The organism is uncultured Sphingomonas sp., from assembly GCF_964235535.1.
In the GTDB taxonomy this organism is placed as follows: domain Bacteria; phylum Pseudomonadota; class Alphaproteobacteria; order Sphingomonadales; family Sphingomonadaceae; genus Sphingomonas.
This window is the reverse complement of the sequence record NZ_CAXSBH010000042.1, coordinates 1-24,813: the sequence shown is the minus strand read 5'-3', so window position 1 is coordinate 24,813 and position 24,813 is coordinate 1. Positions and strand designations below refer to the sequence as shown.

The 24,813-nt window shown below is 69.6% G+C and carries 24 protein-coding genes and 1 tRNA gene; 17 read left to right on the top strand and 8 right to left on the bottom strand.

All coding sequences use genetic code 11. The features are described 5' to 3' along the window. From ACFE7F_RS12010 to ACFE7F_RS12000, 3 genes are all read right to left on the bottom strand, one after another. On the bottom strand, positions 1 to 327 hold a 327-nt coding region (locus ACFE7F_RS12010), incomplete at its 3' end, for an ATPase domain-containing protein (protein ID WP_375404087.1). A gap of 132 nt (positions 328 to 459) precedes the next feature. Continuing rightward, positions 460 to 1,062, bottom strand: a complete 603-nt coding sequence (locus ACFE7F_RS12005; RefSeq protein WP_375404086.1) for a PEPxxWA-CTERM sorting domain-containing protein — start codon at positions 1,060 to 1,062, stop codon at positions 460 to 462. A 359-nt stretch (positions 1,063 to 1,421) separates the two neighbouring features. After that, positions 1,422 to 2,900 (bottom strand): hypothetical protein, encoded by a 1,479-nt coding sequence (locus ACFE7F_RS12000; RefSeq protein WP_375404085.1) that lies wholly within the window; start codon positions 2,898 to 2,900, stop codon positions 1,422 to 1,424. A gap of 430 nt (positions 2,901 to 3,330) precedes the next feature. Here ACFE7F_RS12000 and ACFE7F_RS11995 point away from each other — a divergent pair, with 430 nt between their 5' ends. Beyond that, positions 3,331 to 4,491, top strand: a complete 1,161-nt coding sequence (locus tag ACFE7F_RS11995) for a glycosyltransferase family 4 protein (protein ID WP_375404084.1) — start codon at positions 3,331 to 3,333, stop codon at positions 4,489 to 4,491. Here ACFE7F_RS11995 and ACFE7F_RS11990 read toward each other — a convergent pair. Beyond that, entirely contained in the window at positions 4,488 to 5,063 is a 576-nt protein-coding gene (locus ACFE7F_RS11990; RefSeq protein ID WP_375404083.1) for a PadR family transcriptional regulator, read from the bottom strand. The genes ACFE7F_RS11995 and ACFE7F_RS11990 overlap by 4 nt on opposite strands. 122 nt (positions 5,064 to 5,185) lie before the next feature. Between ACFE7F_RS11990 and ACFE7F_RS11985 the strand changes: the two genes are divergently transcribed. From ACFE7F_RS11985 to ACFE7F_RS11925, 13 genes are all read left to right on the top strand, one after another. Next, positions 5,186 to 6,490, top strand: a complete 1,305-nt coding sequence (locus ACFE7F_RS11985) for a replication-associated recombination protein A (protein ID WP_375404082.1) — start codon at positions 5,186 to 5,188, stop codon at positions 6,488 to 6,490. A gap of 97 nt (positions 6,491 to 6,587) precedes the next feature. Continuing rightward, a complete protein-coding gene (locus ACFE7F_RS11980) occupies positions 6,588 to 7,994 on the top strand; it encodes a serine hydrolase domain-containing protein (RefSeq protein ID WP_375404081.1) in 1,407 nt (468 codons plus the stop codon). Further along, positions 7,991 to 8,860, top strand: a complete 870-nt coding sequence (locus ACFE7F_RS11975) for a hypothetical protein (protein ID WP_375404080.1) — start codon at positions 7,991 to 7,993, stop codon at positions 8,858 to 8,860. Before ACFE7F_RS11980 ends, ACFE7F_RS11975 begins: the two co-directional genes overlap by 4 nt. 18 nt (positions 8,861 to 8,878) lie before the next feature. Next, positions 8,879 to 8,951: transfer RNA gene (locus tag ACFE7F_RS11970), tRNA-Thr, on the top strand. 45 nt (positions 8,952 to 8,996) lie between these two features. After that, entirely contained in the window at positions 8,997 to 9,716 is a 720-nt protein-coding gene (locus ACFE7F_RS11965; protein ID WP_375404079.1) for an endonuclease/exonuclease/phosphatase family protein, read from the top strand. Further along, positions 9,716 to 11,986, top strand: a complete 2,271-nt coding sequence (locus tag ACFE7F_RS11960; RefSeq protein ID WP_375404078.1) for a patatin-like protein — start codon at positions 9,716 to 9,718, stop codon at positions 11,984 to 11,986. The genes ACFE7F_RS11965 and ACFE7F_RS11960 overlap by 1 nt, the downstream gene beginning before the upstream one ends. Before the next feature lie 54 nt (positions 11,987 to 12,040). Then, the gene (locus tag ACFE7F_RS11955) at positions 12,041 to 12,373 is read left to right on the top strand and encodes a hypothetical protein (protein WP_375404077.1); all 333 of its coding nucleotides are present in this window, start codon (positions 12,041 to 12,043) and stop codon (positions 12,371 to 12,373) included. Continuing rightward, entirely contained in the window at positions 12,370 to 13,044 is a 675-nt protein-coding gene (pyrF, locus tag ACFE7F_RS11950) for an orotidine-5'-phosphate decarboxylase (protein WP_375404076.1), read from the top strand. Before ACFE7F_RS11955 ends, pyrF begins: the two co-directional genes overlap by 4 nt. A 7-nt stretch (positions 13,045 to 13,051) precedes the next feature. Further along, positions 13,052 to 13,690 (top strand): phosphoribosylanthranilate isomerase, encoded by a 639-nt coding sequence (locus ACFE7F_RS11945; RefSeq protein ID WP_375404075.1) that lies wholly within the window; start codon positions 13,052 to 13,054, stop codon positions 13,688 to 13,690. Positions 13,691 to 13,818: 128 nt separating this feature from the next. Further along, positions 13,819 to 15,048 carry a tryptophan synthase subunit beta gene (gene trpB, locus ACFE7F_RS11940; protein WP_375404074.1) on the top strand — a complete coding sequence of 410 codons (1,230 nt, stop codon included), beginning with the start codon at positions 13,819 to 13,821 and terminating at the stop codon, positions 15,046 to 15,048. Beyond that, on the top strand, positions 15,045 to 15,842 hold the full coding sequence (gene trpA, locus ACFE7F_RS11935; protein ID WP_375404073.1) for a tryptophan synthase subunit alpha: 798 nt from the start codon (positions 15,045 to 15,047) through the stop codon (positions 15,840 to 15,842). Before trpB ends, trpA begins: the two co-directional genes overlap by 4 nt. After that, positions 15,839 to 16,690: an acetyl-CoA carboxylase, carboxyltransferase subunit beta gene (gene accD / locus ACFE7F_RS11930; RefSeq protein WP_375404072.1), complete on the top strand. Its 852-nt coding sequence runs from the start codon at positions 15,839 to 15,841 to the stop codon at positions 16,688 to 16,690. Before trpA ends, accD begins: the two co-directional genes overlap by 4 nt. 71 nt (positions 16,691 to 16,761) lie before the next feature. Beyond that, on the top strand, positions 16,762 to 18,075 hold the full coding sequence (locus tag ACFE7F_RS11925; RefSeq protein WP_375404071.1) for a bifunctional folylpolyglutamate synthase/dihydrofolate synthase: 1,314 nt from the start codon (positions 16,762 to 16,764) through the stop codon (positions 18,073 to 18,075). A gap of 1 nt (position 18,076) precedes the next feature. On the opposite strand, the gene ACFE7F_RS11920 is transcribed toward ACFE7F_RS11925, so the two are convergent. After that, positions 18,077 to 19,402, bottom strand: a complete 1,326-nt coding sequence (locus ACFE7F_RS11920) for an MFS transporter (RefSeq protein ID WP_375404070.1) — start codon at positions 19,400 to 19,402, stop codon at positions 18,077 to 18,079. A 211-nt stretch (positions 19,403 to 19,613) separates the two neighbouring features. Beyond that, positions 19,614 to 20,042 (bottom strand): response regulator, encoded by a 429-nt coding sequence (locus ACFE7F_RS11915; protein ID WP_375404069.1) that lies wholly within the window; start codon positions 20,040 to 20,042, stop codon positions 19,614 to 19,616. Positions 20,043 to 20,158: 116 nt separating this feature from the next. Between ACFE7F_RS11915 and ACFE7F_RS11910 the strand changes: the two genes are divergently transcribed. Both ACFE7F_RS11910 and rsmD read left to right on the top strand, forming a co-directional pair. Continuing rightward, positions 20,159 to 21,523, top strand: a complete 1,365-nt coding sequence (locus ACFE7F_RS11910) for a pseudouridine synthase (RefSeq protein WP_375404068.1) — start codon at positions 20,159 to 20,161, stop codon at positions 21,521 to 21,523. Positions 21,524 to 21,525: 2 nt separating this feature from the next. Beyond that, positions 21,526 to 22,065 (top strand): 16S rRNA (guanine(966)-N(2))-methyltransferase RsmD, encoded by a 540-nt coding sequence (gene rsmD, locus ACFE7F_RS11905; protein ID WP_375404067.1) that lies wholly within the window; start codon positions 21,526 to 21,528, stop codon positions 22,063 to 22,065. On the opposite strand, the gene ACFE7F_RS11900 is transcribed toward rsmD, so the two are convergent. Further along, entirely contained in the window at positions 22,062 to 23,702 is a 1,641-nt protein-coding gene (locus ACFE7F_RS11900) for an inorganic phosphate transporter (RefSeq protein WP_375404066.1), read from the bottom strand. The two genes, rsmD and ACFE7F_RS11900, sit on opposite strands and share 4 nt — an antisense overlap. Before the next feature lie 81 nt (positions 23,703 to 23,783). Continuing rightward, positions 23,784 to 24,185, bottom strand: a complete 402-nt coding sequence (locus tag ACFE7F_RS11895) for a GFA family protein (protein ID WP_375404065.1) — start codon at positions 24,183 to 24,185, stop codon at positions 23,784 to 23,786. A gap of 101 nt (positions 24,186 to 24,286) precedes the next feature. On the opposite strand from ACFE7F_RS11895, the gene ACFE7F_RS11890 reads away from it, so the two are divergent. Beyond that, the coding region (locus tag ACFE7F_RS11890; RefSeq protein WP_375404064.1) for a UvrD-helicase domain-containing protein at positions 24,287 to 24,813 on the top strand (527 nt) is incomplete at its 3' end.

The window sequence follows — 24,813 nt, the reverse complement described above, 5'->3', positions numbered from 1 at the left end:
GAGCAGCAGCGTCGACTTGCCGATCCCCGGATCGCCCGCGAACAGCGTCGCCGACCCCTCCACGAAGCCCCCGCCCATCGCCCGGTCGAGCTCGGCGATGCCCGTCGTGATCCGGTCGGGCAGCTTCACGTCCGAGTCGAGCCCGATCATCTCGATCGCCCGCCCCCCGCCCTGAAGATTATGCTTGGCCTGGAACGGCGTCGCCGCGGCCGACGGCGCTTCCTCGACGATCGTGTTCCACTCCGCGCAGTCGGCGCATTGCCCCTGCCACCGCGAGGACACCGACCCGCAGGCCTGGCAGACGAACCTTTTATGCGGGCGAGCCATGCCGCCGATATAGAAGCAGGCGAACGGGAAGGGAACGAACTAACCCTCTCCCGCTTTGGCAGGAGAGGGACAGGCGCGTTAGCGCCAGGGTGAGGGCCGGACCGTGCCCGGAAGGGCCCTCACCCGACCTCGCTACGCTCGGCCACCCTCTCCCGCGAAAGCGGGAGAGGGAAGAACGACACGCGCCCGCCGCCTGCGCATCGCATACCCGACCGCGCCGAAGCCCAGCACCATCAGCGCCCACGTGCCCGGCTCGGGCACTGCGGCCACCGCCTGCTCGACCGTCGCGGTCACTTCGCGCCCCGCAACCGTCTCGAAGCCGTAGCTGTTGAGCCTGGCGTTCGTCGTATAAGCATACCCGTAATAGTTCAGCCCGCTCACCGTGGTCCGAAACCCGAGAAAATTGTCGCCGTTCGTGAAGCGCACGACGGTCGAGGTCGGATAGGCTGCGAACATTCCGAAGTCCGGTCCGTAGATCACCGGTCCCCGATCGACGAACGAACTCGAGGGCTCACCGAAGAAAGACGACACTTCGCCCGGAGCACCGGTCTGCACGGTCAGAACGTTGAACGGATCGCCCGTCGCCCCGAGCGTAAACGAACCCCCCATGACGGAGAAGGTGAAGGGTGACGCGGACAGGTCGGCGCCCACGTTGATGATGACGCGCTCGGCCGCCGCCGGCGCAGCGAACGCCACGACGCCCGCCAACGCGATGATACGGATCGGGTTCTTCATCAAAAACTCCCTTTTCACCACGCGCCAAGCCGACCGGTGGTAAGTGGGTTACGTCCGAGAACTTGAAAAAGACGCAAGCTGGTTAACGAGGATCAAACCTTTACTTACGTTGTTTGCAAAACGTCCCGATACGGCACGATCTTGGTTTCCACCCTCTCCCGCTTTCGCGGGAGAGGGACAGGCGCGGAGCGCCAGGGTGAGGGCCGGACCTCGCCTGGAACCGCCCTAATCCGACCTCGCTAGGCTTGACGCTCTTCTTGCCGACCTGATCAGAGATGGAAGGTAAAACATCTATCAGCTACCAGATCGGCAGACGTCCCTTTTTCCTGACGATAAGCTCCAAAAAATCGACGAGGAGTTCACAGGTCGCTCCGTTCGATCCCGCTCAGGATAGGCACCTGATCGCCGAAGCGCAGCCCTGCCAGCCCTGCGGAGGCCGCCGACAGCGCCACCGCGCGCAAGGCGCCGGCTGGCTGCTCACGGGCCAGCGCGATTGCTTCAGCCACCGCGCCCGTGGCGGCGAGCAACCGGACCACCTCGAAACGCCTGTGCGTATTTCCCGAGAGTTCACCGTAATTACGCGACGGTCCCCCAACTACGTTAGTGCTGGTCATGACGGACATGCCATCGGATACGACGGGCGAAACGGAGTCGCCGGGATCGAACTCCGGCAATGCCGCTCCCGCCTCAATGGCATTCGCGCGCGCCGCGTCGCGCTCGCCCGTGATCAACCGCGCTTCGCCCGCACTCAATGCCGCGCTGACGAGCAGAAACGGCTGGTTTTCGACACCCCGCGCCCGCACGATCGCCGCATCGAGCCGCCCCGCCGCGAGCAGAAACCCGACAGCGGTCTCCGCCTCCAATCCGTTGGGGCAGACCTTCCGGAAGAACGCCGAACCGGGCAATAGATCGAGAAGCCCGCCGAGACCTGTCGAAGGCTGCATGGGATATCCCAAATAGCTGAGGCGCAAGCCGCCGAGGGGACTGAACCAGCCGTCGCAATCCTCGGCGAACTCGGGCGGCGTGGTCGCAAGCGTCTCGAAGACGATCATCGCGCCGCCCGGATCGTTCTCGCGCAGCAAAAGCTCGATCAGTCCGGCCTTGGCCTGGAACCTCGTGGTCACCCGCGCGGCAACAAGCGCCTCGTCCTTACGACCCAACCGATACAGGCTCTCCGGTTCGGCCAGCATGGCCGCCAGCGCCGCGCGCGACTTGGCGGGCAGCGCGTCCCCATCCCTTTCCATCTCGCCCGCGACGAAGCGCAGGCTGTCCGCTTGGCCGTAGCTGCGGACGAGCATCGCGAGTACCCTCGCCTTGATCTCGCCCATGCGCAGGCCCGTCGCGACGGTCTTGACCAGCGCGACCTCCGGCCTCCCGATATAATGGAAATCGCGCGTGAGCAGACACTCTTCCGCCCAATCCTCGCGGGCCTTGGGCGACTTGGCCTCTCCGCCATCCTCCTTGCGCCAAACTCCCGCGTCGCAATTGCCGCTCGGAAAAACCTCCCGCAGCGGTACGAACCGCGGTGGTCGCGGCTGCGCGCCTAGCGGCACCTCGGTTACGCCCAGATCGGTCATCGCCCGCGCGGCCTTCATCCCGGCCACGGGCTGGCCGAACCAGCGCAGGTTCCGCGACACCGCCCGCAGCACGATATCGCGTTTGTAACCAGGCGGAAGCTTGATGGCCTCCGCGACCGCTTCTTCGGCGATGGCGTGAGATCGATCGGGCGTGGTTGCCTGTTTGGCACTTACGGTCGAGCCGATGGCGAGCAGCGATGCGAACGCGATGCGAAAAAGCGATATGCGGCTATGCTGGCATGGTCGAGGGCGACTGAACATACGATCCACACTCTCTTGCGATACGGCGGATCACACCTTTCCCGCACAACCTGAGCGCCACGTCACCCCTGCGCTTCCGCCACATACCGCCGCAGCATGCGGTTGATCTCGGTCTGATACCCGCCGTCCCGCGCCCCGCCTTGCACCACGCTAGGACATCGGCGTCGAGCCGGAGCGTGATGGGCGTCTTGACCGGCCGGTATAGCCCGGGGCGGCGGGCGTTCAGCCACATTTCGTCGGTCATCTCGAAAACGTCGCTCAGATCGATCTCTTCGTCGGGCATCGCCGCGAGCCGATCGGGCTCTTACTGCATCTCGGGGCCGCGCTCCGTCTTCTCCGACATACTTGTATTTACCGACGCGTCCGAGCTTCCGCGCCCGCGTCCCCACCCATTTGCCGCTCCCGTCCCCGTCCGCTATCGCCCGCGCGGATGCAGCCATCCGACCTTCGCGTCGCGCTTTTCAGCGGCAATTACAATTACGTCCGCGACGGCGCGAACCAGGCGCTGAACCTGCTCGTTGGCCATCTGTTGTCGCGCGGCGTGACCGCGCGCGTCTATTCGCCGACCGTGGCCAGGCCTGCATTCCCGCCCACCGGCGATCTGGTGAGCGTGCCCGCCGTCCCGTTCCCGTTCGGCCGCGGCGAATACAAGGTCGCGCGCGGGCTGCCGGGCGCGACCCGGCGCGACCTCGTCGCCTTTCGCCCGAACCTCGTCCATGTGGCCGCGCCCGAATGGCTCGGCCACCGCGCCGTGACCTGGGCCAGGCGGAACGGGGTCGCCAGCGTCGCCTCGCTCCACACCCGGTTCGAGACCTATCCCCGCTATTACGGCCTCACCGCGCTCGAGCCGGTGGTCGAGTATCTGCTCACCCGCTTCTACGGCCGCGTCGACCGGGTGCTCGTGCCCGGCCAATCGATGGCCGATGTGCTGGCGGGATGGGGGGTGCGCACCCCCACCTCCATCTGGTCGCGCGGCATCGACCACGCCCGCTTCGACCCCGGCCGCCGCTGCCCCGAATGGCGGCGCTCGCTGGGCGTCGCCGACGGCGAGCTCGCGGTCGGGTTCCTCGGCCGCCTAGTCAAAGAGAAGGGTCTGGGCGTCTTCGCCGACGTCGCGACCGAGCTGACACGCCGCGGCGTTCCGCACCGCGTGATCGTGGTCGGCGAGGGCCCCGCGCGTGAATGGTTCGCCGCCAAGGTGCCCGGCGCAGTATTCGCGGGCTTCCAGCAGGGCGACGATCTCGGCCGCGCGGTCGCGTCGATGGACGTGCTGTTCAATCCCAGCGTCACCGAGACATTCGGCAACGTCACCGCCGAGGCGATGGCGGCGGGCGTGCCCGTCGTCGCCGCGCGCGCGACCGGCACGGTCGATTTGGTGGAGGACGGCGTGACGGGCGTGCTCGTGCCCCCGACCGACACGGGCGCGTACGCCGACGCCATCGCCCGCATCGGCGCGGACCCGGCGCTTGCCCGCGCGATGGGCCAGGCCGCCCGCGCCCGCGCCGCGCGCCAGCGGTGGGACACGGTGGGCGACGCGGTGCTCGCCGCCTATCTCGAAACGCTGGCCGCCCGCGCCCAAGCTCGCGTCTAGCGCAGCCGCTCGATCCGCTGCGCCACCTCGTCGATCAGCGCCGCGATATCGTGCAGCGTGTCGTCGGACAGCTCGCCGCGCTGGACCCGGTGCTGGAGCGCGACCCGCAGATTCTGCATCGCGCGGCGGATCGGCGTCCCCTCGCCCCGGCTCCGCTCCACGCCCATTTCCGCCAGCCGCGCCATCAGCGCCGCGACCAATTCGGCGTTCTCCGCCAGTTCGCGGCGGCCTGCATCGGTGATCGCGTACCGCTTCTTCGCACCCTCCGACACCTGCTCGGCGGTCAGGTCCATTTCGTCCAGCAGTGTCAGCAGTGGGTACACCACCCCCGGGCTCGGCGCGTAGGCACCCTTGGTCAGCGCCTCGATCTCGCGGATCAGGTCGTATCCGTGCCGCGGCTCGTCGGCGATCAGCTTCAGCACGATCAGCCGCAGCTCCTCGCGCCGGAACATCGGCCGCCCGCGCCCGCCTTCCGGCTTCTCGCCCGCATCCCAGGCGAAGCTGAACGGCCCCCGCGACCACTGCCCGCCACCGCGCGGCCCGCATCCCCGCCCCTGCATTCCATACCACATGATCATCACTCCTCTATCTGGAAGCACTCAAGATATATCTTGAAGTATCCGCGTCAAGAGCCCCTACCCGCCGCATAGGTCTGGTTCTTCTGGTTCCGCCCGATCTCGCCTATCGTGCCCGCATGGCCGACCTCTTCGCCGACCTCGAACAGTCGGCCCTGCCCGTTCCCGACGCGCCACTCGCCGACCGCCTCCGCCCCCGCACTCTGGCCGAGGTCGTCGGCCAGGAGCATCTGACCGGCCCCGAAGGCGCGATCGGCCGCATGGTCGCCGCCGGCCGCCTGTCCTCGATCGTCCTCTGGGGTCCGCCCGGCACCGGCAAGACCACGATCGCCCGCCTCCTCGCCGACGCGGTGGGCTTACGCTTCCTGTCCATCTCCGCCGTCTTCTCAGGGGTAGCCGACCTGAAGAAGGCCTTCGCCGAGGCCCGCGACGCCGCCCGCGCTGGCCGCCGCACGCTCCTATTCGTGGACGAGATACACCGCTTCAACCGCGCCCAGCAGGACGGCTTCCTCCCCGTCGTCGAGGACGGCACTGTCACCCTGGTCGGCGCGACGACCGAGAACCCCAGCTTCGAACTCAACGCCGCTCTCCTCAGCCGTGCCCAGGTCCTCATCCTTCACCGCCTCGACCACGCCGCGCTCGGCAAGCTCCTCGACCGCGCCGAGGCGGAGGTCGCCCGCCCCCTGCCCGTCACGCCGGAGGCCCGCGACGCCCTCCTTGCCAGCGCCGACGGCGACGGCCGCTTCCTCCTGAACCAGGTCGAGACGCTCAATTCGGTCGATTTGCCCGAACCCCTCGACCCCGCCGGGCTGGGCAGCTTCCTCCAACGCCGCGTTGCCACCTACGACAAGGACCGCGAGGGCCATTACGGCCTCATCTCCGCGCTCCACAAATCGATCCGCGGCTCCGACCCGCAGGCCGCGCTCTACTATCTCGCCCGGATGCTCACTGCCGGCGAGCAGCCGCTCTTTCTCCTGCGCCGCCTTGTCCGAGCCGCCGTTGAGGACGTGGGCCTCGCCGACCCGCAGGCGCTGGTCCAATGCCTCGCCGCCAAGGACGCCTACGACTTCCTCGGCTCCCCCGAAGGCGAGCTCGCCATCGCGCAGGCCTGCCTCTACCTGGCCACCGCCCCCAAGTCGAACGCCGTCTACGCCGCCCAGAAAGCCGCCTGGACCACCGCCCGCGAGACCGGCTCGCTCCAGCCCCCGCTTTCGATCCTCAGCGCGCCCACCAAACTCATGCGCGACGCCGGCTACGGCGAAGGCTACCAGTACGACCACGACAAGGCGGACGGCTTCTCCGGCGCGCATTACTGGCCCGACGACATGGAGCCCCGGACCTTTTACACCCCCACCGACCGAGGCGCGGAAAAGCGGATCGCGGAGCGGATGGCTTGGTGGGAGGAGCGGCGGAATGCGAAGTGAGGTTAGGTTATTTCCGTTCGTGCTGAGCTTGTCGAAGCATCGTCCCTTCCTCGCGGTCGCAAGAAGGACGACCCTTCGACAAGCTCAGGGCGAACGGGTGGGTGTAGCGCTTGCGCTCTGCCTCGCGGTTCCGGCGGCAGCGCAGATCGCCCCCGCCGCGGCGCAAGCCCCCGCTGAACCCACCCCCTACCAACGCGCAATCGCGGCGGGGTACAAGGCGCTCACGCTCTGCTCGAGCGTCTTCAACGCCCGTCGCACACGGGCGCAAGCCGAGGCGCTGGAGCTGCGCGGCATCTACCCCGAATACGACGCGATCATGCCCCGGCTTCCCGCGACGGTTCGCGATGAGGGGTTCACGGGAATGGTCACGGTGCCGTTCGACCCCGCGCTGCCGCCGCGCGCAGCCAGTTGGTATTGGGAAACAGGGTGCGCCATACAGCCGATTGGGGCCAAGCCGGAGCTAGTGAATATCGGCTATCGGATGGTCCCGCCTAAATTCACCGCGCTCTTCAACCCGGACATCCGACCCTGGCCAGCGGGCGATAGCGGGGTCGCCCCGCGCCCGTCGCCTACGCTTGCCGCCGCCGTCGGGCGCGCTTTCGACCGCACCACTTACGGACCGAACTCGGAAACGGTCGGCGTCGTCGTACTCCGCGAGGGTAAGGTCGTCGCCGAACGCTACCGCGACGGCTTCGGCCCGTTCACCTCCAACCGCACATGGTCGGTCGCCAAGAGTTTAACGGGCGCAATTATCGGCATCGCTCAAGCGCAAGGCGCGATCGACGTGGCCCGGCCGGCGGCGATCCCGGAATGGGCGACGCCGGGCGATCCTCGCGCGATGATCACCACCGACCAACTCCTCCGCATGACGAGCGGCTTACACAGCGACACCGCCGGAAATCGCACGGACGCGATCTATTTCGGCGGCACCTCCGTAACCGAGGAGGCCACCCGCTGGCCGTTCATCGCCAAGCCCGGCACCCGCTTCCGCTATGCCAACAACGACATCCTGCTCGCCGTCCGAGGTTTGCGCGCCAAGCTCGGCGAGGAGCGCTACCGCGACTTCCCCACCCGCGAGCTCTTCGCCAGGCTCGGTATGACGCACACCGTCGCCGAGACCGACTGGCAGGGCAATTACATCCTCTCCTCCCAGGTCTGGTCAACCGCCCGCGACCTCGCCCGGTTCGGCCAGTTCATGCTCCAGGACGGCGTGTGGCGGGGCGAGCGCCTCCTCCCCGCCGGCTGGATGGCCGACTCGGTCGAGCCGCTCGGTCCCCAGCCTGCGACCGGCCCCGGTTACGGCCGCACGCTTTGGCTGTTCGGCCCCGCGCAGGGGCTCCCCGCCGGCAGCTACGCCGCGCAGGGCAACCGCGGCCAGTATGTCATGGTCATCCCCTCCGAACGCCTCGTGATCGTCCGCCGCGGCGAGGATCCTGGTCCCGCCCGCTTCGACATCGCCCGCTTCGCCGCCGATGTGATTAACGCCCAAAGACCATCGAAGTGAGGCGGTTCACCAGCTTCGCCGTCATCGATTGGTCGGGCGAGGCGGTCGCACAGCCGAAAGGGCTGGCGCTCGCCGAGGCGACGACTGGACGCTCCGCCCCTGCGCTGCTCCGCCCCGAGGGCGGCTGGTCGCGCGGCCGGATCGCCGACTGGCTGGAAGCGCACGCGGATGCCGGGACCGACCTGCTGATCGGCGTCGACCTCTCGCCCGGCCTCCCGTTCCTCGACCAGGGGAGCTACTTCCCCGGCTGGCCGGACTCGCCCTCGGACGCAAAGCCGCTCTGGCGCTTCGTCGACGAGGCCTCGACCGAGGACGAGCATTTGGGCGTAAACGGTTTCCTCCGCCACGAACACGCCCACCGGCACTTCCGCCACCATACCGGGACCGGCGCGGCCTTTGCCGGCGGCCGAGGTCGCTTGCGCGTGTGCGAGATCGAACAGGCGCGCATGGGCCTGTCCCCGTCGAGCTGCCTCAACCTCGTCGGTGCGGCGCAGGTCGGCAAATCGAGCCTGACCGGCATGCGCGTCCTCCACCGCCTCGACGGCCGCATCCCCGTCTGGCCCTTCGACCCGGTGCCGGCGACCGGCCCGGTGATCGTCGAAATCTACACCAGCATCGCCGCCCGTGCTGCAGGCGTCCGCAAAGGCCTGAGCAAGATCCGCGATCACGTTGGCCTGAATACCGCGCTCGAGGCGCTCGGCTCCGACCAGCATCCCGGCCTCGCCCGCCACGACGATCATTCGACCGACGCGATCGTCACGACTGCCTGGCTCCGCATCGCCGCCCACCGCCCGGAACTCTGGTCGCCCGCAGCGCTTACCCCCGAGCTCGCCCGCGCCGAAGGCTGGACCTTCGGCGTTCCCTGACGCATTTAGCCCCGGAAGGCCGGTTTAGCTCAGTTGGTAGAGCGCCAGTTTTGTAAACTGGATGTCGCGGGTTCGATTCCTGCAACCGGCACCCCCCTCTGCAACCAGCAAAGACGTCCCCGCGTTCGCACCCGGAATGATCAAGCTCGCCAGCTACAACATGCGCAAAGGCATCGGGACCGATCGCCGCCGCGATCCCGACCGCATCCTCCACGTCCTGCGCGAGATCGACGCGGACGTGATCGCACTGCAGGAGGCCGATCGCCGCTTCGGCGCGCGCGAGATGGTCATCAGCCCGCACCTGCTCGCCGAACACAGTGACTGGAAAGCGATCCGCTTCAACATGCGCGAACGCTCGATGGGCTGGCACGGCAACGCGATCCTCGTGCGCAAGTCGGCCGAGATCGTCGGCTGCGGCGCGATCCACCTCCCCGCGCTTGAGCCGCGCGGGGCGGTCGTGGCCGACGTTCGGATCGCCGACCAGACCGTCCGGGTGGTCGGCATGCATCTCGACCTGTCCGGCCTGTGGCGGCGTAAGCAGGCGCACACGATCCTCGCCCATCTCGACGCCGCGCCCGACCGGCCGCTCACCGTCATGATGGGCGACCTCAACGATTGGAGCGCCGCGTCGGGATGTCTGCGCGATTTCGGCCGCCGCTTCGCCTTCGCGCAGACCGGCCCCAGCTTCCACGCCCGCCGCCCGGTCGGCCGCCTCGACCGCATCATGGTGTCCGGGGGCCTGCGCGTCGCCGATTGCGGCGTCCACGCCAGCGCTGCCGCGCGCAAGGCCAGCGATCACCTGCCGATCTGGGCCGTCGTGGAGCGCGACGCGGACCCCCCGCCACTCGGCGTCTGATGCGCGAGAAGGAACTCCGCCTCGCGCTCGTCTGCTACGGCGGCGTCAGCCTCGCCGTCTACATGCACGGCATCACCAAGGAGGTCTGGCATCTGGCCGCCGCCAGCCGCGCGCATGCCGAACGAGCGCCCCGCGCCGAGGGCGTCGGGGGCGTGTACCAGGACCTGCTCGCCGAGATCGAGGCGACCGCCGGCACCCGTCTGCGCGTCCTCGCCGACATCGTCGCGGGCGCGAGCGCGGGCGGTGTCAACGGCGTCTTCCTGGCGCAGGCGATCGCGACCGGCCAGTCGCTCGATCCGCTCACCGACCTGTGGCTCGGCTCGATGGACGTGGAGGCGCTGCTCGATCCCTCCGCCGCGCCGAACGGCCGCTTCTCGCGCGTCTGGGCGATCCCGTTCGCCTGGGCGGCGGGCCGACGCGGGCTCGACGGCGCGGACCCCGCCGACGCCGCCACCCAGACCGAGGTCCGCGCCAAGATCTCCCGCTTCGTCCGCTCGCGGTGGTTCGAGCCGCCCTTCGGTGGCGCGACCCTCACCGGACTAATCCTCGACGCGCTCGCCGCGATGCGGGCGGGCCCGACCGGCCCCAGGCTGCTCCCGGACGGCCAACCGCTCGACCTGTTCGTGACCGTCACCGACTTCACCGGCCATCCCGAGCGCCTCCGCCTCAACTCCCCGCCCGAGGTGGTGGAGACCGAACACCGCCTCGTGCTCGACTTCACCGATCGTGAAAGCGGGCGCGATACCTTCGCCGACCCGGCCGAACTCGCCTTCGCAGCGCGTGCGACCTCCAGCTTTCCCGGCGCGTTCCCGCCCTTCACCGTCGCAGAACTCGACGACGTGCTGGCGGAGCGCGACGCGGAGTGGCCCGGACGCCTCGCCTTCCTGCGTCGTGTCCTCCCGCGCCAGACAGCGGCGGACTCGCTCGATCAGGTGGTGCTCATCGACGGTTCGGTGCTCGCCAACGCCCCCTTCGGCCCGGCGGTGGCCGCGCTCAAGGACCGGCCCGCCCGGCGCGAGGTCGACCGCCGCTTCGTGTTCATCGATCCTTCCCCCGGCATCGACCTTCGCGTCGCGCGGGGTGAGGGTCCGCCGGGCTTTTTCAAGACGATCCTCGGCGCGATCAGCGACCTCCCCCGCGCCCAGCCGATCCGAGACAATCTGGAGGCGATCGCCGAGCGATCGACGCGGATCGAACGCCTGCGCGGCGTCGTCGACACGCTCCGCCCCCGCGTCGAGGAGGAGGTCGCGCGGCTGTTCGGCCGCACCTTCTTCCTCGACCGGCCGACGCCGCCGCGCCTGGTCGCCTGGCGCAGGCGCGCGCAGGAGGAAAGCATGGCCGCTGCCGGCTACGCCCACGCCGCATACGGCCAGCTCAAGATTGTCGCCCTCATCGATCAACTCGCGTCGCTCCTCGCCCAGGTCTCGGGCGATCTCCGGCCCGAGCGTCGCGTCGCGGTTCGAACCGCGATCGCTACCTGGGCCGCGGAGGGCGGCGTCACGAGCGATCCGGCCGGCGCACCCGCGATCGACTTCCTGCGCACCTACGATCTGGGCTTCCGCATACGCCGACTGCGCCTGCTCGCTCGTCGGGCGGCCGAGATCGAGGCGGGCGACGACGCGTCCGAACTGGTGGGTATGCGCCGGGCCATCTACGCGTCCCTAGCCGGCTATCTCGACAGCCAGCGACCGTCGGCGCACGGCGATCTTCGTGAGAGGATCGGCCGCGTCGGCGACGATACCGGCCCGTTGCTGGACGCGCTCGCCGCCTCCTTCGACCTGACCCGCCTCGACGCCGAGACCGATACCCGCCTCGCCGAAGCGCTCGCCGCCCTGGCGCGCGAGCCGCGCCGCCAACTGCTCCTCGCCTATCTCGGCTTCCCCTATTTCGACACCGCCACCCTGCCGCTCCTTCAAGGCGAGGGTCTCGACGAGTTCGATCCGATCAAGGTCGACCGCATCGCCCCCGACGACGCGCGCGGGATCCGCGAGGGCGGCGCGGCGGCGACGCTCAAGGGCATCCAGTTCAACAATTTCGGCGCATTCTTCTCGCGCGCATACCGCGAGAACGATTATCTCTGGGGTCGCCTGCACGGCGCGGAGCGGATGATCGACATCACCGTGTCCGCGCTGCCCGACGGCCTCCACCTCGAACCCGGCCGCGTGTCGGCGATCAAGCGCGCCGCCTTCCTCGCCATCCTGGACGAGGAGGAGCCCCGGCTGACCGTCATCCCGGCGCTGTTCGAGACGCTCCGCCGCGAGATCGGCTAGGCGCGGTCGTGGCGCCAAGGTGACATTCCGTCCCGCCCGCGCTAACCCTGCGACATGCAGTTCCTGAAAACGCTGTTCTGGTGCCTGCTCGCCTTCGTCGCGGCGCTGTTCACCTACGGCAACTGGTTCAGTATCCCCATACGGTTGTGGAGCAATATCGTCGCCGACGTGAACCTGCCCTTCCTCCTGCTGCTCGTCTTCCTGGCCGGACTCGTCCCCGCCCTTCTCTGGGGCCAGACCGTCGGCTGGCGATTGCGCCAGCGCCTGACCCAGGCCGAGCGCCTCGCCTATGCGCCCGCCCGCTCGGTCCCGGCCGCCGTCACCCCCGTTTCCTCGCCGATCGCCGACGCCCCGCCCGTTCAGGAACCCAGGGACGCGGTCGCGTGAGCAATCGCATTTTCGTCGCGCTCGATACGCCCAAGCTCGACGACGCTCTCCGCATCGCTGCCCGCGTCCGCGACCATGTCGGCGGGGTAAAGCTCGGCCTCGAATTCTTCTGCGCCAACGGTCACGCCGGCGTCCACAAGGTCGCCGAACTCGGCCTGCCGATCTTCCTCGATCTGAAGCTCCACGACATCCCCAACACCGTCGCCAAGGCGGTGCAGGCGCTCGGTGGCCTCGCGCCGTCGATCCTGACCGTCCACGCCGGCGGCGGCCGCGCCATGCTGGAGGACGCCAAGGCCGCCGCCCCGACCGGCACCAAGGTGGTGGCAGTGACGATGCTCACCAGCCTGGACGCCAGCGACCTCGTCGACACGGGCGTCACCGGCTCGCCCCACGACCACGTCGCCCGCCTGGCCGACCTAGCGCGCGAGGCGGGCGTCGACGGCATCGTCTGCGCCGGCACCGAAGTCGCCGCCGCCAAGGCGCGCTGGCCGGGCGGCTTCTTCGTCGTCCCCGGCGTCCGCCTGGCGGACGGAGCCGTGGGCGATCAGAAACGCGTGGTGACGCCGCGTCAGGCGGCGGACGCGGGCGCGTCGGTTCTGGTCATCGGCCGCCCGATCACGCAGGCGGACGACCCGGACGCCGCCGCGCGCGCGATCGCCGGAACGCTGTAGTTCACCCTTGCCCACCACCGCCAAGATCTGCGGGTTGTCCACGCCCGCCACACTCGACGCCGCCGTCGCGGGCGGGGCAAGCCATGTCGGTCTCAACTTCTTCCCGGCATCCCCGCGCCATGTCGGTTTCGAACAGGCCGCGGGCCTCGCCGCGCGCACGCCGCCGCACGTCGCCCGGGTCGGGATTTTCGTCGATCCCACCGACGAGCTTCTTGATCACGCGGTCACCGCCGGTCGCCTGGACGCGGTCCAGCTTCACGACACCACGCCCGACCGAGTCGCCGCCATCCGCGACCGCGCCCGGCTGGAGGTCTGGGCCGCGATCCCCATCCGCACCCGCGCCGATCTCGACGCGTCACGAGCCTACGCCCAAGCCTCCGACCGTCTGCTATACGATGCCAAGACCCCGCCGGGTTCCACCTTGCCCGGCGGCATGGGCGTGCGCTTCGACTGGGCGCTGCTGGACGGCTTCCGCCACCCGCTCCCCTGGGCGCTGTCGGGCGGGCTCGACCCCGCCAACGTCGCCGACGCGATCCGCCGCACGGGCGCACCGCTCGTCGACGTCTCGTCCGGCGTGGAAAGCGCGCCGGGGATCAAGGACTCGGACAAGATCGCCGCATTTTTAAAAGCACTTCCCACGCCCTAATCCGTTCGCGCTGAACTTGTCGAAGCGTCGTCCCTCTTGCCACTGCTCGAACGAAGAACGACCCTTCGACAAGCTCAGGGCGAACGGAGTGGGGTTGAGAGCCTGCCCTACCCTGCTAAACGCGCTCCATGAACGCCCCTAATACCTTCCGCGCCCAGCCCGATGATCGCGGCCATTTCGGCGAATACGGCGGGCGCTATGTCGCCGAGACGCTGATGCCGCTCGTCCTTGATCTCGACCGCGAATACCGCGCCGCAAAGTCCGATCCCGCCTTCGCCGCCGAGTTAAACGACCTGCTCGAACATTATGTCGGCCGCCCCAGCCCGCTCTATCATGCCGAACGCCTGACCGACCTGCTCCGCGAAAGCGCCCCGGAGGGCATGGGGGCGCAGGTCTGGTTCAAGCGCGACGAGCTGAACCACACCGGCGCGCACAAGATCAACAATTGCGTCGGCCAGATCCTGCTCGCCAGGCGGATGGGCAAGACCCGCATCATCGCGGAAACGGGCGCGGGCCAGCACGGCGTCGCGACCGCCACCGTCTGCGCGCGCTTCGGCCTGCCCTGCACGATCTTCATGGGCGCGCGCGACATCGAGCGGCAACAGCCCAACGTGTTCCGCATGAAGCTCCTCGGCGCCGAGGTCCGCCCCGTGACCTCGGGCGCGCGCACGCTCAAGGACGCGATGAACGAGGCGCTCAGGGATTGGGTCGCCAACGTCCACGACACCTTCTACCTGATCGGCACCGCCGCCGGCCCGCATCCGTACCCCGAGCTCGTCCGCGACTTCCAATCGGTGATCGGCCGCGAGGCCCGCGAACAGATGCTCCGGCGCACGGGCAAGCTCCCCGACCTGCTCGTCGCCGCGATCGGCGGCGGGTCGAACGCGATCGGCCTGTTCCACCCGTTCCTCGACGACCCGGAGGTGGCGATGCTCGGCGTCGAGGCTGCGGGCCACGGCCTCCACGCCCAGCACGCCGCGAGTCTGGCGGGCGGCTCCCCCGGTGTCCTCCACGGCAACCGCACCTACCTCCTCCAGGACGAGGACGGCCAGATCGACGAGGCGCATTCGATCTCCGCCGGCCTCGACTATCCCGGCATCGGCCCCGAACATGCCTGGCTCAAGGACATCGGCCGCGTCGAATACGTGTCCGCCACCGACCAGGAAGCGCTCGACGCCTTCCAGCTCCTCTGCCGCACCGAAGGCATCATCCCCGCGCTCGAGCCCGCCCACGCCATCGCCGCCGTCACCAAGCGTGCCCGCGGAATGCGCCGCGATCAGGTGATCCTCGCGAACCTGTGCGGCCGCGGCGACAAGGACATCTTCACCGTGGCCGAGGCATTAAAGGTCGCGATTTGACCCGCCTCTCCGCCGCCTTCGCGCGCGAGCATCCCGCGCTCGTCGCCTTCGTCACCGCCGGCGACCCTACCCCTGCCGCCACCCCCGCCATTCTCGACGCGCTGGTCGCGGGCGGGGCGGACGTGGTCGAGCTCGGCATGCCCTTCACCGATCCGATGGCGGACGGCCCCGTCATCCAGGCCGCGAACCTCCGCAGCCTCGCCGCGGGCACCACGACCGCGCACATCCTCGACCTCGCGCGCGGCTTTCGCGAGCGGCACCCGGACGTGCCGCTCGTGCTGATGGGCTACGCCAACCCGATGCTCCGCCGCGGCCCCGACTGGTTCGCGACCCAAGCCGCAGATGCAGGTGTCGACGGCGTGATCTGCGTCGACGTACCGCCCGAGGAGGACGACCAGCTCGGCCCCGCCCTCCGCGCCCGTGGGCTAGCCCCCGTCCGCCTCGCCACCCCGACCACCGACGCCGCGCGCTTGCCCGCCGTGCTCGCGGGCGCGGGCGGTTTCCTCTACTACGTCTCGGTCGCCGGCATCACCGGCTTGCAGCAGGCCGCGCAAGGCTCGATCGAGAGCGCCGTCGCCCGCCTGAAAGCCGCGACCGACCTCCCCGTCGCGGTCGGCTTCGGCATCCGCACCCCCGAACAGGCCGCGGCCGTCGCCCGCGTCGCGGACGGCGTCGTCGTCGGCTCGGCGATCGTCGATCTCGTGGCGCAGCACGGCGCGGCCGCCGCCGGTCCCGTCGCCGCCTATCTCCGGTCGCTCAAGGCCGCGATCGCCTCCGCGAAGGTCCCCGCATGAGCTGGCTCAACTCCGTCCGCAACGCGCTGCCCTTCGTCGCCAAGCGCGAGACCACCGACACGCTCTGGCACAAATGCAGGGGCTGCGGGCAGATGGTGTTCACCAAGGAACTGGCCGAAAACGACCATGTCTGCCCGCGCTGCGACCACCACGAACGCATCGGCCCGCCCGAGCGCTTCCGCATGCTCCTCGACGAGGGCTCGACCCGCCAGATCCCCGCGCCGAAGGTCGCCGAAGACCCGCTCCGCTTCCGCGACACGAAACGCTACACCGACCGCCTCCGGGCCGCGCGCGCCGAGAACAGCGAGGTCGACGCGCTCGTCAACGCGAAGGGCTGCATCCACGGCCGCCCCGTCATCCTCGGCATCCAGGATTTCGCCTTCATGGGCGGATCGATGGGCTTGGCGGTCGGCGAAGCCTTCGTGCGCGGCGTCGAGAACGCGATCCGCGAACGTTGCCCCTACGTCGTCTTCACCGCGAGCGGCGGCGCGCGCATGCAGGAGGGCATCCTGTCGCTCATGCAGATGCCCCGCACCACCGTCGCGATCCAAATGCTCCACGACGCCGGCCTGCCCTACATCGTCGTGCTGACCGACCCGACCTCGGGCGGCGTCATGGCCGCCTACGCCATGCTCGGCGACGTCCAGATCGCCGAGCCCAAGGCCACGCTAGCCTTCACCGGCCGCCGCGTGATCGAGAACACGATCCGCGAAAAGCTCCCGGACGACTTCCAGACCAGCGAATATTATCTCGAGCACGGCCTGATCGACATGGTCGTCCACCGCCGCGACCTGAAGGGGCGGCTGGCGACGGTCATCGGCTATCTCACGCAAGCCAAGGCGGCTTGAGGGAGCGGGGAACAGGGAGCATGGAGCAAGCCGCCCTGCGCCCTGTTCCCTGACACCTGCTCCCTAGCGCCATGCCCGACCACGCCCGCTCCACCGACCCCGCCGTCCAGGCGCAACTCGATCGTCTCACCCTGCTCTCCCCCGGCGCGGACGTGCTCGGCCTGGGCCGCATCACCCGGCTCCTCGGCCGCCTCGGCGACCCGCACCGCCACCTCCCTCCCGTGCTCCACGTCGCGGGCACCAACGGCAAGGGCTCGACCTGCGCCTTCCTCCGCGCCGCGATCGAGGCGGCCGGCCACGCCGTCCATGTCTACACCAGTCCCCACCTCGTTCGTTTCAACGAGCGCATCCGGCTTGCCGGCCGCTTGATCGAAGACGACCCACTGGCCGCGCTCCTTACCGACGTCCTCGATCAAGCCGACGGCCTGGACGCCAGCTTCTTCGAAATCACCACCGCCGCCGCGTTCCTCGCTTTCGCCCGCACCCCCGCAGCCGCCTGCGTGATCGAGGTCGGCCTGGGCGGCAGGCTCGACGCGACCAACGTCCTCGCCGACCCCGCCGCGACCGGCATCGCCGCGCTCGGCATCGACCACCAGTCGTTCCTCGGCGACACCGCCGTCCAGATCGCGCGCGAAAAGGCCGGCATCGCCAAGCCCGGCCGCCCGCTCGTCACCCTTGCCTATCCGCCCGAGATCGCCGCCGCCGTCGCCGACGCGGCCCAACTTCCGGTCCTGATGGCCGGACGCGACTGGCGCTTCGAGACCGACGGCGACCGCCTCGTCCACACCGGCCCAGGCTACTCGCTCGCGACCTCGCTCCCGGCGCTCCCCGGCGAGCACCAGCACGCCAACCTGGCCCTCGCCGTCGCCATGCTCCGTCACCAGGACCGTATCGCCGTTCCCGACGCCGCGCTTCAGGCCGCCGCCACGAATATCCTATGGCCCGCCCGTATGCAGCGCCTCCGTCCCGGCCCACTCACCGCACTCCTGCCCACGGGAGCCGAGCTATGGCTCGATGGCGGCCACAATGAGGACGCCGCCGCCACGATCGCCCCCGTGATCGCGCGCGCGGCAGCGGGTCGCCCGCTGCACCTCGTGATCGGCCTGCTCGCCAACAAGGACGCGCGCGGCGTCCTCCGCCACCTGGCTCCCGATGCGGCGTCGCTCACCGCCGTTCCCGTCCCTAATCATGCGCACCACGACCCGGCCGACCTGGTTCAAATCGCCCGAGAACTGGGCGCACACATCACCACGACCGCGCTCAACGTGACGGCCGCCCTGACCGGCATCGCTAGGCGCAAAGGCCCGCCACCCGTCATACTTATCGTCGGCACATTGTACCTCGCGGGCGCGGTGCTCGCCGCCAACGACGAACTCCCCGACTGAGCTACGCCGCCTCCCCCGCCCGCGCGTCGCCCGGCCCGTCCACGCCCGCCGACCCCATCGAGCTGTCGACCAGCCCCGTACGCGCCATCCACCAGAACAGCGCCACCCCGGGCAATGCCACGACCGTCGTCAGCAGATAGAATTGCACATACCCGAACCGCTCCACGATCGCCCCCGCGCTCACCGCCGTCAGCACGCGCCCGACCACGCTAGACGCCGCCGAGATCAGCGCATATTGCGCCGCCGTGAAGCGCAGGTCGCACAGCGCCGCGAAATACGCGATCACCGTCACCCCGCCGATGCCGCTGGCGATATTCTCGAACCCGATCGCCGCCGCCAGCCCCCAGTTGCTGTGCCCCGCCGCCGCCAGCCCCGCGAAGCTCGCGTTCGACACCGCCATCAGCACCAGGCTGATCAGCACCGACCGCTTCAACCCCAGCCGCGCATAGATCGCCCCGCCGATGAAGATGCCGACCAGATACGCCCAGAACCCGATGCCGACATCGTAGATCGCGATCTCGTCGTTGGTGAAGCCTAGGTCGTTGAGCAGCAGCCGCAGCACGATCTGCCCCAGCGTGTCGCCGATCTTGTGGATCAGGATGAACAGCAGCACGGTCGCCGCGCCGTGCCGCCGGAAGAACTCGGTGAACGGCCCGACGATCGACGCCCACAGCTCGCCCGCGCCGCGCCGCGCCGTCGCCGGCCGGTGCCGCTCGGGCTCGCCCAGCACCAACCCCGTCAGCATCGCCGGCAATGCGAAAGCCGCGCAAGCTATATACGCGCCTGTCCAACCGATCCGCGCGGCGAGCACCAGCGCCAACGAGGCTGCCGCCACCGACCCGATCCTCCAGCCATATTGCGTCATGCCCGACCCGACGCCGAGCTGGTAAGGCTTCAATGTCTCGATCCGGTAGGCATCGATGACGATGTCGTATGTCGCTCCCGCGACCCCGACCAGGATCGCCGCCGTGATCGTCGCGGACAGGTTCGTCGCCGGATCGACCAGCGCCAGGTTCACGACCGCCACGATCGCCAATACGCCCGCGAACACCAGCCACGACACGCGTTGCCCCAGCCGCCCGAGCACCGGCAACCGTACCCCGTCGACCATCCACGCCCATAGCGGCTTCAGGTTATACACCAGGAACCCCAGCGTGAACGCCGTGATCGTCTTCTTGTCGAGCCCGTCCTGCGCCAAACGCGTCGTCAGCGTCGCCCCGATCATCGCATACGGAAACCCCGACGACACCCCCAACGCGAACGCAGCCAGCGGCTCGCGCTCGAGATACGGCCGAACGCCGTCGATCCACGACTTGCTACGCTCCACGCCCACTCCCCACCCAAACCCGACGGACCCTAGCGCCAAAAGAACGGGAGAGGATAGCCGGCAACCAAAACCCTCTCCCGCTTTTGCGGGAGAGGGACAGGCGCGTAAGCGCCAGGGTGAGGGGCGGACCTCTCCCGGAAAGGTCCGGCCCTCACCCTCGCCGTGCTACGCACGTCTTTCCCTCTCCCGCCAAAGCGGGAGAGGGCTAGGCTCAAACCCGTTCGAACAACCGCAGCCCCGCCGGCAGCCGCTTGGGCGAACGCCCGTCCGCCGTCGCCTCCACCGCTTCGATCGCCGCCAGCAGGTCCCGCTGGCGGTACGGCTTGTCCAGGCACCCCGCCGCGAAGGCCTGCGCCTCGGGCGGGCAGTTCCCCGTCACGAACAGCGCCGGGATCGCGCGCGCGAACGCCGCGCGCGCCACGTCCAGCCCCGTTCCGTCGGTCAGGTTCACGTCGACCAGCACCAGGTCGATCGACTTGCCGCTCGCGATGCACTCCACCGCGTCCGACACCCGGTCCGTGGTCGCGACGATCGTGTAACCCGCCTCGGTCAGGACATGCTCGTTATCGAACGCCACCAACGGCTCGTCCTCCACGACGAGCAGCCGTTCGATCCGCCGTTTCTTCCTCCCGAACAACATCGCCGCGGGCACCCCTGCGCGCAACGGTCGTTACGCTGACAGACCATAACGTGGACCGAGGCGATCGGACGCAAATAAAAATGCGCGTGAGCCCAATCGCCTGTATCGCGCGCCAGATGGCCGACGAACCCAAACCGGAACAACGCATCGCCAAGCTCCTGGCCCGCGCGGGTATCGCGTCGCGGCGCGAGATCGAGCGCATGATCGTCGATGGCCGCATCGCGCTCGACGGCAAGGTGCTCGACACGCCCGCGACCCTGCTCCGCTCGCTCCACGGTGTCGCCGTAGACGGCCAGCCCGTCGCGGCACCCCCGCCCGCGCAGCTGTTCCTCTACCACAAGCCCCCCGGCCTCCTCGTCACCGAGCACGATCCCGCCGGTCGCCCCATCATCTACGACCGCCTCCCCGCCGACCTGCCCCGCCTCGTCCCGGTCGGTCGCCTCGACCTCGCGACCGAGGGGCTGCTCCTCCTCACCACCGACGGCGGCCTGAAACGCCAGCTCGAACTCCCCGCCACCGGCGTCGAGCGCGCCTACCGCGCCCGCACCTACGGCGAGATCAGCCAGGAGCGGCTGGAGGAGCTGATCGAGGGCATCGAGATCGACGGCATCCGCTACGGCCCAATCGACGCCAACCTCGAACGCCGCACCGGCGCGAATACCTGGATCGAACTGATCCTGACGGAGGGCAAGAACCGCGAGGTCCGCCGCGTCCTCGAACATCTCGGCCTCCAGGTCAGCCGCCTGCTGCGCACCCGCTACGGCCCGTTCCTGCTCGGCGACCTTAAACCCGGCGAGATCGGCGAGGTCCGCCAGCATGACCTCGTCGCCTTTCGCAAGACGCTGGGCAAACCCGCCGACCGCGCCGACACGATCACCGTCGACGCGCGCACGGCCGGCGGCCGCACTCGGTCGGCCCCGCCCGAGCAACCGGCGGCCAAGGCGGCGCGGCCCGCCGTCGCCCAGGACCGCCCTCCGGAACGTCAGCCTCGTCCGCCGAGACCGACCGCAGAAAAGACGGACCGCGCCCGCGATACGCGCCGCCCACCCCATCCGAACCGGCGCCGCGACGCGGCCGACGCGCAGCCCGCCCCCGGCGACGCCCGCCCGCCCCGACCGGCCCGCACCGACGATCGCCCGGGTCGCCCGCCACGATCCACGCCGACCGAGTCCGGAACCCCACGGCGCGGCCGATCCGACCGCGACGCGTCTCGCCCCGACCGTGCCGCCCCGCCGTTGACCGCACGGGCCAAACCCAACGACCGTACCCGGCCGCCACGGCCGAGCGAAGGCGACGGCCGCCGCCGCACGCCCGACGCGACCGATCGACGTCCGCCACGCGCGTCCCCAAGCCGGTCGGACCCGGCCCGGTCGCACAAAGGCCGCGACGCGCCCGCACGCACGCCGCGTCCCCCCCGCACCCCCGGCAAGCCCCCCGCCTCCCCCCGCCCCGGCGGCGGGCGCGGTCCGGGCAAGCGCTGACGATGCGCGTCATCGCCGGCAAGTGGCGCGGTCGCCCCCTCGTCGCGCCCAAGGGCGAGGCGACCCGCCCCACCGCCGACCGCCTGCGCGAGGCGCTGTTCTCCATGCTCACCGCCCGCCTCGGCTCCTTCGAGGAACTGGCGGTCGCTGATCTCTTCGCAGGCTCGGGCGCACTCGGGATCGAAGCGTTGTCGCGCGGTGCCGCGTCCTGCCTGTTTGTCGAACAGGACGGTCCCGCCCTCGACGCCCTTCGCGCCAACCTCGCGAAACTGGGTGCGACCGGAGACGTCCGCGCCTCCTCTGTCCTCGCGCTCGGCCCCGCGCGCGCCGCGCCTGACGTGATCCTGATGGACCCGCCCTACGGCACCGGCGCGGGCGTCGTCGCGCTCGACAAGCTGTCGCGCCTCGGCTGGACCGGCCCCGCCACCTGGATCAGCATCGAGACCGGCAAGGCGGAGACCGTCGCGGTATACGGCTTCCAGACCGACGCCGAACGCACCCACGGCAAGGCGAAGCTGACGTTGCTGCGGGCAGCCGACTAGCCGCCGAACACCCGCACGGCTTGCAGGAACACCCAATACAGCCCCCCCGACAACGCCATCGTCGCGGGTAGTGTCACTACCCACGCCAGCGCCATGTTGCGCACGGTCCGCCCTTGCAGCCCCGCGCCGTTCGCCACGCTGGCTCCCGCTACCCCCGACGTCAGGATGTGCGTGGTCGACACTGGCAGCCCGAACCGCTCCGCCAGCAGGATCGTCGACGCCGCCATTAACTCGGCCGAAGCGCCCATGCCGTAGGTCATGTGAGTCTTGCCGATCTTCTCACCCACCGTGACAACGATCCGCTTCCAGCCGACCATCGTGCCCAGCCCTAGCGCCAGCGCGACCGCCACCTTCACCCAGGTCGGGATATACCGGGTGCCGCCCTGCAGGTCACCGACATAATCGTCAACCGCCTTCATCTCCGGCTCTGCGAGCGCGTTCGCGCCCTCCGCCTTGGCCACCAGCTTGGCCGTATCAGTCAGCAGGTACATGTCGCCCCGCAAGCCTTGCGTCGCCCCCGCCGGCACCTGCGCGATCGACCCGTACGTCCCCACCTGCTCGCGCACCGACGCCGACACCGCGCCCAATGCCGCAAAGGTGCGCGGATCGCTCACCGCCCGCGCCCGGAGCGCGCCAGTCAGCACCGCGCGCGCCTCCTCGACCGGCAGCACCGCCCCGCTCGCGCGCCTGGCGAACACGCCCTCCGCCGCGTTCGATGCCTGAACGAAAGCGGGCGTATCGTTCGCCGACCCCGTCCGGTTCAGCGCATAGGCGGTCGGCGCGCAGCCGATCAGGATGAGCATGATCAGCCCCATCCCCTTCTGCCCGTCATTCCCGCCATGCGCGAAGGACACGGCCGTGCACGTCCCGATCAGCAGCGCGCGGATGCCGCGCGGCGGCGGCGCGTCGCCGTCGGGCTCCCGGAACAGCGCCGGATTCCGCGCCACCCGCTGCAGAACCTTCAGCAGCACATACGCCCCTATGAACCCGATCACCGGCGCCAGCAGCAGCCCGGTCAGCACTTTGCGCGCTTGATCGACATCGACTCCCGCCGTCCCCGACGCCCCACCTGCGAGCAGTTGGTTGGCCAGCCCAACGCCCAGGATCGATCCGATCAGCGCATGGCTCGACGAATTGGGCAGTCCCACATACCAGGTCGCCAGGTTCCACCCGATCGCCGCGATCAGCAGCGCGAAGATCATCGCGAACCCCGCCCCTGAACCGATATTCAGGATCAGATCGACCGGCAGCAGCGAGATGATCGAATAGGCGACCGCTCCCGACGAGAACATCACCCCCAGAAAGTTCCATACCCCCGACCACACTACCGCGAGCGGCGCGGGCATCGACCGCGTATAGATCACCGTCGCGACCGCGTTGGCCGTGTCGTGGAACCCGTTCACGAACTCGAAGCCGAGCGCGATCAGCAGCGCCAACGCCAAGAAGAACAACGTCCCCGCCGCCACGGTCTCGCCGACCGACGAAGTATCCGACCAGATCCCATACGCCGCATAGGCGAGCCCGCCGAGGAGCGCCGCCGCGAAGCCGATCCGCCCCGCGAGTCCGAACCCGTCGTCGAGCCGCGGCCCGCGCGCGCGCGAGACCGACTCCGCGCCGGTAAAAGCTGTTGTGGCCATGATGGTCCCGCCCTGCCCCGCCACGGTGACTGTTTAATGACGAATGTGTTACAGCAAGTCGGGCCGGAACGCCTATCCGGCTCAGCCCGGCGGTCCCGGAAAGCGCTCGAAGCTCGGCAGCGTGTCCAGCCCCGCCATCCACGCCAGCCGCTCCGCCGTCTGGATATGCGCGCCCGGCGGATAGGCCTCCGGCTCGTCGAGCGTCGCGCTCTGGATGTCGAGGATCCCCGGCAGTGCCGTTTCGCTGCGATAGAACAGCCCCGTCCCGCAGGTCCCACAAAATTGCCGGTCGGCCGTTCTGGACGAGCGGTACGTCACCGGCTCGCCCGATACCGTTACCTTGTCGGCGGGAAAAGCGATCCACCCCACCATCGGCGCACCCGCGCTCCGCCGGCAATCGGCGCAGTGGCACAGCGCATGGTGCGCCGGCTCACCCTCCGCCGAATAGCTGATCGCCCCGCACCGGCACCGTCCCGTAGCCATCACGACTCTCCCGTTGTTTCCTGCTTTGTTCTCACATTCCCCAAGCCCGCGCAAGCCGCCCGCGCTTGCCCTCCCCGCCGCCGTTCCCTAGCTGTTCACGCGTGAACCAGCCCGCCCAACTGCCAGTCGACCCGCCCTATCTCCGCGGCCTGAACCCTCAGCAGCGCGAGGCCGTGCTTACCACCGACGGCCCCGTCCTCATCATCGCGGGCGCGGGCACCGGCAAGACCGCCGCGCTCACCGCGCGCCTCGCCCACCTCCTCTTCACCCGCAAGGCCTACCCCTCCGAGATCCTGAGCGTCACCTTCACCAACAAGGCCGCCCGCGAGATGCGCGAGCGCGTCGGCCGCCTCGTCGGGGACGCCGTCGAGGGCATGCCCTGGCTCGGCACCTTCCACGCGATCGGCGCGAAGATGCTCCGCCGCCACGCCGAGCTCGTCGGCCTCCAATCCAACTTCACCATCCTCGACACCGACGACCAGCTCCGCCTGCTCAAACAGCTCATCCTCGCCGCCGACATCGACGAGAAACGCTTTCCCGCGCGCAGCCTCGCGGGCCTCATCGACGGCTGGAAGAACAAGGGCCAGGTCCCCGCCGACATCGACGCGGGCGAGTCCGAACGCTACGC

What these genes read in the sequence shown, in the direction of transcription:
- accD (WP_375404072.1), top strand. Translation starts at nt 15,839, where the DNA reads ATGAGCTGGCTCAACTCCGTCCGCAACGCGCTGCCCTTCGTCGCCAAG.
- ACFE7F_RS11895 (WP_375404065.1), bottom strand. Translation starts at nt 24,185, where the DNA reads ATGGCTACGGGACGGTGCCGGTGCGGGGCGATCAGCTATTCGGCGGAG.
- ACFE7F_RS12005 (WP_375404086.1), bottom strand. Translation starts at nt 1,062, where the DNA reads ATGAAGAACCCGATCCGTATCATCGCGTTGGCGGGCGTCGTGGCGTTC.
- ACFE7F_RS11915 (WP_375404069.1), bottom strand. Translation starts at nt 20,042, where the DNA reads ATGTTGTTCGGGAGGAAGAAACGGCGGATCGAACGGCTGCTCGTCGTG.
- rsmD (WP_375404067.1), top strand. Translation starts at nt 21,526, where the DNA reads ATGCGCGTCATCGCCGGCAAGTGGCGCGGTCGCCCCCTCGTCGCGCCC.
- ACFE7F_RS11990 (WP_375404083.1), bottom strand. Translation starts at nt 5,063, where the DNA reads ATGTGGTATGGAATGCAGGGGCGGGGATGCGGGCCGCGCGGTGGCGGG.
- ACFE7F_RS11985 (WP_375404082.1), top strand. Translation starts at nt 5,186, where the DNA reads ATGGCCGACCTCTTCGCCGACCTCGAACAGTCGGCCCTGCCCGTTCCC.
- ACFE7F_RS11910 (WP_375404068.1), top strand. Translation starts at nt 20,159, where the DNA reads ATGGCCGACGAACCCAAACCGGAACAACGCATCGCCAAGCTCCTGGCC.
- ACFE7F_RS11925 (WP_375404071.1), top strand. Translation starts at nt 16,762, where the DNA reads ATGCCCGACCACGCCCGCTCCACCGACCCCGCCGTCCAGGCGCAACTC.
- ACFE7F_RS11960 (WP_375404078.1), top strand. Translation starts at nt 9,716, where the DNA reads ATGCGCGAGAAGGAACTCCGCCTCGCGCTCGTCTGCTACGGCGGCGTC.
- ACFE7F_RS11955 (WP_375404077.1), top strand. Translation starts at nt 12,041, where the DNA reads ATGCAGTTCCTGAAAACGCTGTTCTGGTGCCTGCTCGCCTTCGTCGCG.
- trpB (WP_375404074.1), top strand. Translation starts at nt 13,819, where the DNA reads ATGAACGCCCCTAATACCTTCCGCGCCCAGCCCGATGATCGCGGCCAT.
- ACFE7F_RS11965 (WP_375404079.1), top strand. Translation starts at nt 8,997, where the DNA reads ATGATCAAGCTCGCCAGCTACAACATGCGCAAAGGCATCGGGACCGAT.
- ACFE7F_RS12000 (WP_375404085.1), bottom strand. Translation starts at nt 2,900, where the DNA reads ATGTTCAGTCGCCCTCGACCATGCCAGCATAGCCGCATATCGCTTTTT.
- ACFE7F_RS11900 (WP_375404066.1), bottom strand. Translation starts at nt 23,702, where the DNA reads ATGGCCACAACAGCTTTTACCGGCGCGGAGTCGGTCTCGCGCGCGCGC.
- ACFE7F_RS11995 (WP_375404084.1), top strand. Translation starts at nt 3,331, where the DNA reads ATGCAGCCATCCGACCTTCGCGTCGCGCTTTTCAGCGGCAATTACAAT.